Annotated in this window: 6 protein-coding genes; all 6 read right to left on the bottom strand. The window is 40.6% G+C overall.

All coding sequences use genetic code 11. From position 1 onward, the window contains the following. Positions 1-201 precede the first annotated feature (201 nt). The 6 genes from V1L65_RS24335 to V1L65_RS24310 all read right to left on the bottom strand — a co-directional run bounded on the left by V1L65_RS24335 (position 202) and on the right by V1L65_RS24310 (position 6,483). Positions 202-1,641 (bottom strand): DUF4179 domain-containing protein, encoded by a 1,440-nt coding sequence (locus tag V1L65_RS24335; protein WP_331701871.1) that lies wholly within the window; start codon positions 1,639-1,641, stop codon positions 202-204. After that, positions 1,628-2,164 (bottom strand): RNA polymerase sigma factor, encoded by a 537-nt coding sequence (locus V1L65_RS24330; protein ID WP_331701870.1) that lies wholly within the window; start codon positions 2,162-2,164, stop codon positions 1,628-1,630. Before V1L65_RS24330 ends, V1L65_RS24335 begins: the two co-directional genes overlap by 14 nt. A 181-nt stretch (positions 2,165-2,345) precedes the next feature. Then, positions 2,346-2,885, bottom strand: a complete 540-nt coding sequence (locus tag V1L65_RS24325; protein WP_331701869.1) for a DoxX family protein — start codon at positions 2,883-2,885, stop codon at positions 2,346-2,348. 275 nt (positions 2,886-3,160) lie between these two features. Continuing rightward, positions 3,161-3,565, bottom strand: a complete 405-nt coding sequence (locus V1L65_RS24320) for a ribosomal maturation YjgA family protein (protein WP_331701867.1) — start codon at positions 3,563-3,565, stop codon at positions 3,161-3,163. Between the two features lie 20 nt (positions 3,566-3,585). Continuing rightward, the gene (locus V1L65_RS24315; protein ID WP_331701866.1) at positions 3,586-3,798 is read right to left on the bottom strand and encodes a hypothetical protein; all 213 of its coding nucleotides are present in this window, start codon (positions 3,796-3,798) and stop codon (positions 3,586-3,588) included. A 591-nt stretch (positions 3,799-4,389) separates the two neighbouring features. Beyond that, positions 4,390-6,483, bottom strand: coding sequence for a TerD family protein (locus tag V1L65_RS24310; RefSeq protein WP_331701873.1), 2,094 nt, complete (start codon positions 6,481-6,483; stop codon positions 4,390-4,392). Positions 6,484-6,553 lie beyond the last annotated feature (70 nt).

Raw genomic sequence — 6,553 nt, 5'->3', positions numbered from 1 at the left:
TATTTAACTGATGCATAATTTCCTAAACAACAAAAAAAACAGCCGGCGGCCTTAAATATTCATTCTCTTGACGAGAAGCATATTAATTGTAAAGGTCACAACATGAAATACCCTTGATCCATCCAAGATCAAGGGTTTCCTGTTTAGCAAAATGGAGCTTTTATTAACTAGTGTGTTAAAATTTTTATTTTAATTATCTTGTTATTTAACCGGTATTCGAGTGCCATTAATAATTATTGCTTTAACTTTGGAAATATCTAAAGGTGCTTTCGTATCCCAATTTGAATTGAAGGTATGTTTATCAGAGTTTTGGCTTCCTCCACCACTTTCCAATGGGATAATACCGTCTACTGTTTCAATCTCAAGCAGCATATCACTAACCATGCAATTCTCACCTTTATAGGTACCAATTACTTGTAATCCTAAAGGACTGAGGGTTATATATTCAAAAAGATGACCTTCAACTGAAATATCATTTTTCCAAGTACGTAAATTGGCAGTCGTATCACTTGAATTTGCCGCCACATTCCAGCTGCCTTCAACCCCAGAATAAACGGAACCCGTATAATAAAGAGTGTATTTACTAAGATTTTCGCCACTTACAGGAAATACATATTCCTCATATTTATATTTAGCGTCACCATAATCGTAATTTTTAGGATCAAGAAGGTTATTTTTCTTATCACTGAGAAATACCAAACTATAATCATTGGAGATTAAATTACCGTCTGGACTCTTTAGAGAAAGCATGGCATCACTAGGACCAAACTCTTTATTAAACATGTTTCCTATCTGCACATGCAATTTTCCGTCTATAATACCGATATTTGAAACCCATTGATCTTTTTCACCATGGGGCATGGAAGCATAATCCCCTGGCATAAGTGCCTCTGTTAATGAACTGAGGTCACTTGGTACATTACTGCCCCCAAAAATCTGTGCTTTTTCAATAGGAATCGTTTCTACATCATTAATTCCTGTAAGGGATACGGAAATGGGTTCGTCTATATAGGCTTTTTCGTCAAAATAAACAAGGAAACTGCCAAGCTCCAACGGATCTGTTAATGGTGTGTCGGGGTCAGCCGTTACATTAAACTCATAATAAATGGTATTCGTATCTTTATTAAAATAAAGCATTTTTTGTTTCCATGACAGGCTGGCTGATAAAACTTCGTCTCCACTTTTGGCTCCCTCTTTTGTTTGTGAGCGCATTTTTACATTAAATCCGTCTCTAAAATCAGTTTGTTCCGTCAATCGGTTTTGACCTGTTCTATCCTGAAGAGATAGGTAAATAATCGCCCTATTATCATATTTCTGTGCACCGATAACCTCCATGCGAATTCCTTCGTCCTCACTATAGACTCCTACTGGTTCAACAATTTTACCAAAATCAGGATTAAACCTTTCTATAAACCAATCAAAATTCCCTAAAGATGCAGCAGTTGCACTAGTAACCAATGCGAACGATATCGCAATAGCTGCAATTGTTGACCTTGTCCACCGTTTGCGGCGCCTAGCAGGCATGTCAGCACTACCTTCATACAATCGGCTTTTAACCTGTTCTGCAAGTTTACTTGAATCAACCGTAATTTGGGAGAACATGTCATGTATATGTTTTTCGTCCATATTAAATTTGCCCATAGTTAGACTCCTTTCTACCATATGCAATATTAAGATATTTAACTATTTTATCTTTGGCCCGTTGATATTGTTTGCGCAATGCAGCTGGAGAACTTCCTGTAAGCTGAGATAGCTCCTCGTAGCTCTGCCCATTCATAATCCGCCCATATAACAAGGCGCGTTCCATAGGTTTAAGCTTCTTTAACGCATGAAGCATCTCATCACTCAAACCTTTATCTTTTTCTGGTAAAACGACTTCACTACGAATATCATGAAAATATAGGATCTTATGCTTTTTTAGTTGATTTAAACAGCGATTATATGTAATTTTGTACAACCACGCAGATAGGTTATTGCCATCAAAAATATTCCGATTTTGATAAGCTGAAAGGAAGACTTCTTGTACAATATTTTCTGCTTCATGATAATCACATTGAATCGCCGTTGCATAACGAAGGAGTTTTTCACCATAGAGATTGATTATCTCTTCCAGTTCATCTTCTCCGCCATTAACAAACCTTTTTCCAATGTCTATTTCCTCCATAAGCTCACCTCCTTTTATTTATCAGTCGACTGTACCCTTATAACAGATCAAAGAGCTATTTTGTGACATAATTTTTTAATTTATCGATATTATATCTTCAACGAAATCTAAAAAGCCAACCCGATAAGGTTGGCTTTTTAGTAATTGACTTATGACTTATGACTAATGATTTATAGGGAAACTATTTGAGCAGCAAGCCTGCATCATTGGTTGGATGATTGTTCTTTTTATTGTGGAAGAGGTGATCCAAGCCTTTGTGCATCCACGGTAGAACATAACGGTCAAGTCCGAAGCGGCCAGCGTTAGCGCCTGCCAAGATAACGATGAAGCCTAGAAGAAGCAGCCAAGGGTTCGTGCTTACAGTGCCGGCGAACATGAACATGAAGTTCATTAAGACTCCGAAGAAAGCGGCTGTGACGGTAAGTGTGCCAAGGATGAGTCCAAGTCCTACTAGAAATTCACCCCAAGGGATAGCAATGTTGATAATCTTGGCGTTTGGTAATGCAACATGTTCTAGAAAAGCGGTAAAGGTTGGGTAAACGGCCTCGCCAGTTGCTTTATCCATTACCGGGTTATTTGCTGCTGCTGTCAGGAACCCAGTAGCGTCAAATCCTCCAGTGATTTTATGCCATCCAGCTGTTAACCAAGCATATCCAGCGACGAAGCGGACGATTGTGACTAGAAGGCCCGCTATTTTATTTTCTCTCCAAAATTTTAACATGTTACTCACTCCTTATTATTCATTCTCATTTATGAATACATTCCGTTTAGATCAGCTTCTGCTGCTCCGATACTTGGGATTGTCGTCTATTCATCGGAATCACCATCCTCATGTTATGTCTTGATGTTTTGGCTTTGTTGTATTTGATGTCTTAATTATAAAATCTGCACAAACTCTATATTGTGATTTAAATCACATAGTTATGCCGAGAAAGTGACTACTTTGTGAATTAATTCACTTTGTTATTTAACTCTTGTTACTGGCCCATCTTACCTCTACCGCAAACTGCCGTTTCTCATAAGATAAATCCCTTTATCCACTAGGTACATGACCAAAATCCCAATAGCATACCTTACTAAATCTATGTATAAAAAACCTTTGCCTAAAATTAATCCACCAAGAACGTTGCCCCTGATCGCATTGATCCAATCAGCTTGATACAACTGGCTAACCTCTATAACTATACAAAACATTATGCTCAGCAGCAGGGACCATTCAATAGACTTTTTTATAAGGATAACGCGAATAACGCAATAAATCATAGCAGCCCATAACGCATCTCCAAAATGCTCCACTACAAAATGGGGCAAAGACTTTGAAAATATTCTAGTACTTAGCCCGGCAACGAGAATAAAGCAAGTCGCTACAATATAGGCGAGCCTAACTTTTATACGCATCATTCATATCCCCCAGCCAATTATCATTTGCTCAAAAGAAAGACAATCCACACTGCCAACCCCATTAGTAACAGTCCTAAGCCAACTATAATTAGTGTTTTTAATTTTCTTGTTGCCCATTTCTTTTTGTAGGGATAGGCAGTCGTATTGTACATAAAGCCGATATGCTTTTTTCTTATCGATCCCCAGGCTGCAATCATTATAAAAAATAAGGCATTCTTGATTTTATCTATCAAGCTATCACCTCTGAACGTTCTTTTTACACCATTTTATCAGTAGAGACCATTTTTCGATACAAGAAGAACCGCTGCACGTCCTTGGCTACGGATGTGCCGTTTCTCGGTGAAATATAGGTTCATGTATAAGATGAAAACATATACTTTCCTATATCAAGGATAAACGGCTCTGCTGCCCTTTGAAAAATTATAACTCAACTTTCGCGGTTTAAATTTAGCAGGTAAGCCTTGAAGTAACGGGTGAAACCGGCGATCCATTACTGGAGACCGGTTAACTTACTTCGTCGCAGAGTATACTGAGCAATGATGAACTTCTAAGGGTTGCCACAAACGCTATTCATGCAAAAATGATGGTTTAAATTTTCTAACGGTTGCTGTGGCGCTTAATTTCTCTAAAAGTATTGATTTTGATCGAGAAAGGGTACAATAGTGCTCGTGACAACCGTTACATTTTCAAATGAGCTAAAATAATCGAAATAGCCTCTATGGCAACCGTTAGGCAATTATGTTGTATCATGCATTTATTCCGACTGTTGCTCTGCGAAAGTTGTTTATAAATTGTTATAATTCAAAAACGCCGTTCCCCGCTTCCTAAGAAGCAAGAAACGACGCCATGATTGCCTCCACATCAAATGGAGTTATTCCATGCTTTGGTGAAAATACAGTCTGAGCTTCCTCCGCCCGCTCCACAAGCTCGCCGCGCGCCAAAGCGTGCAAACGGAACAAATCATATAAATTCGGTTTAGCCATCGCAGTCATTGCCTTGCCCATGGCAATTACCCCTGTTTGATGGCTCTCAATATTGTTGTAATAGTTTGGGTTGCGAGTCAAAGCAAGGTCACACCATATTACTGAACGTTCCTTCAAGTCCAGCACAACAGGAATTGATATTTGAGTGTTGGATGCCAGGTCAATCCGATCGACCACAGCTGCCGGTTCGAATACTTCTCCCGAATGCGGATGTTGACGCATCATCCAGCCAGCAAAGCATTCTGGCAAATCGCAATATATCTGTCCTGTAAATGAATGAAGCGTAGTAACTACATACCGTCCGCCGTAGGCAACGATTGATGGAATATATAAATCGATAAATTCGCATGCCCCTTTCGGAGCAGCAACAATATCACCGCTATGCATAGCTACATATTTCTCTGATTTTAAATTTGTATACGAAATATGCTCCATGTAATTCCACTTTTCGTCGTACAGCGCCGCGGACAAGTCGATATCTGTACGTCCTGTTTCTTTCCCGTCAACCTTTCCTTCTTTCCACCATAAGAAAAATCGAATGGTATCGCCTGCAGGCATCGACAGCTTGCTGCCACGCACTAAAGTACGCAAAGCTTTGCTGGCAGAGCGCTGCGAGAAGGGCACCATATAGTGCTGCAATCGCTCGTCAATGAAAACCTTGCCCATATCTGGCTGCTTAGCAAATCGCACAAGCAGGATGTTCTCGCATATATTTACGACCGACTCACAGGCGTCTGATGGAATAGGAAAACGAGAATCGGGCAGCGCAAATGCTTTGGCCACATTGCCCTTGGGGAAAAACAAGCGCAGCTCATTTGCTTGCTGACGATGCTTGAAATGTGCCATTACTTGCAAAAGAACAGGTGTAGCCACGCGATCAGCTACGGAAGCAAAAAACGAAGCGATCCACAATGAGTCGTTGCCTTCCAGTCGCAGCAAATGATCAAGACGGCGAGCGAACTCGCCAGGCCGCTCAAGCAAATGTTCTACAGCACGGTCCGTATCAAAATATCGCAAAGCTTCCTCAATATTTCGATTGAATGTCTCAAAAGGCTTGTTGTTGCGAAGAACGTCAAAGGCTGTATGACAGCTGGCAAAACGTTGTTTGTATTCCGATGGATGCAAAATTTCGCCTAGACGAATCCAGCGCTCGCGATATCGCAGCATATCCTCAGTAATATCAGAGCATTGCTCCAGCAATTCTAGCAGCAATCTGCGCTCTGCTCGTTTAAACTTTCGAAAAGGCGTGCTCGCTGCAAGACTAACATCGCCGTCGGATAATGCGACAGCAAGGCGCAGAACGTCTGTCGCCGTTTTAAAATACGGGCGTATTAGAGCGGCATCTGTCTTTCCACAGCGGAGCAAAGCCGCTGCAACAAAGCCAATCTGTTCTTTTTGCGGAATAACAGCGGGCAACAGCTTCTCCACCTGCTCCTCATGCTCAATTGTCCAAGCAAGATCTGCTTTATCCGTTTCCGAAATGGAAGTATTAGCTTCAATAAGCTTACGCATCATTTGCCGGAAATCATCTTCATCCCCCAGTTCGATAACTTTCAGCTCTATTTGATCAACTAGCGATTCACGCTTATCTGGCGTTAGGGCTGGCAATTCTTCGGTCAAATAATGAAAAAGGGCTTCCAAATAAAGCTCAGCCCCACTAGCTTCCATCACTTGCTGAGGAAAGTTAGGATACATCGGACAATATTGCACATGGGCGCCAACTAGCTTTTTCAAGCTTTTTGTCAGCTTTTTATGCCACTTCACAAAAGAAAAAATAGACAAGGTGCGAAGTGCTGCCAATAGTGCAGGTGAAAAAGTAAAACCAAGAGCAGAAATATTTTTAAGAGCGGTCGCCAAATATGTATCAGGAAGTGTATGCTGCTCCTGCATTACGATTACTTTTCGGCTTCTGCGCAAGTAAATGTCATTTTTCATCATATAATACCCCTTTCAATCAACAGGAACGCCAGGAAAGCCACTCTCTAAATCCTGGAGTTTTTAGAAG

Origin of the sequence: Paenibacillus sp. IITD108, assembly GCF_036541265.1 — a bacterium.
GTDB lineage: Bacteria > Bacillota > Bacilli > Paenibacillales > Paenibacillaceae > Pristimantibacillus.
Note: the sequence above shows the minus strand (reverse complement) of the source record. Positions and strands in the feature narration are given on the sequence as shown.

Excerpts from the sequence above, each read along its gene's own strand:
- V1L65_RS24335 (WP_331701871.1), bottom strand. The coding sequence starts at position 1,641 with ATGGGCAAATTTAATATGGACGAAAAACATATACATGACATGTTCTCC.
- V1L65_RS24310 (WP_331701873.1), bottom strand. The coding sequence starts at position 6,483 with ATGAAAAATGACATTTACTTGCGCAGAAGCCGAAAAGTAATCGTAATG.
- V1L65_RS24325 (WP_331701869.1), bottom strand. The coding sequence starts at position 2,885 with ATGTTAAAATTTTGGAGAGAAAATAAAATAGCGGGCCTTCTAGTCACA.
- V1L65_RS24330 (WP_331701870.1), bottom strand. The coding sequence starts at position 2,164 with ATGGAGGAAATAGACATTGGAAAAAGGTTTGTTAATGGCGGAGAAGAT.
- V1L65_RS24320 (WP_331701867.1), bottom strand. The coding sequence starts at position 3,565 with ATGATGCGTATAAAAGTTAGGCTCGCCTATATTGTAGCGACTTGCTTT.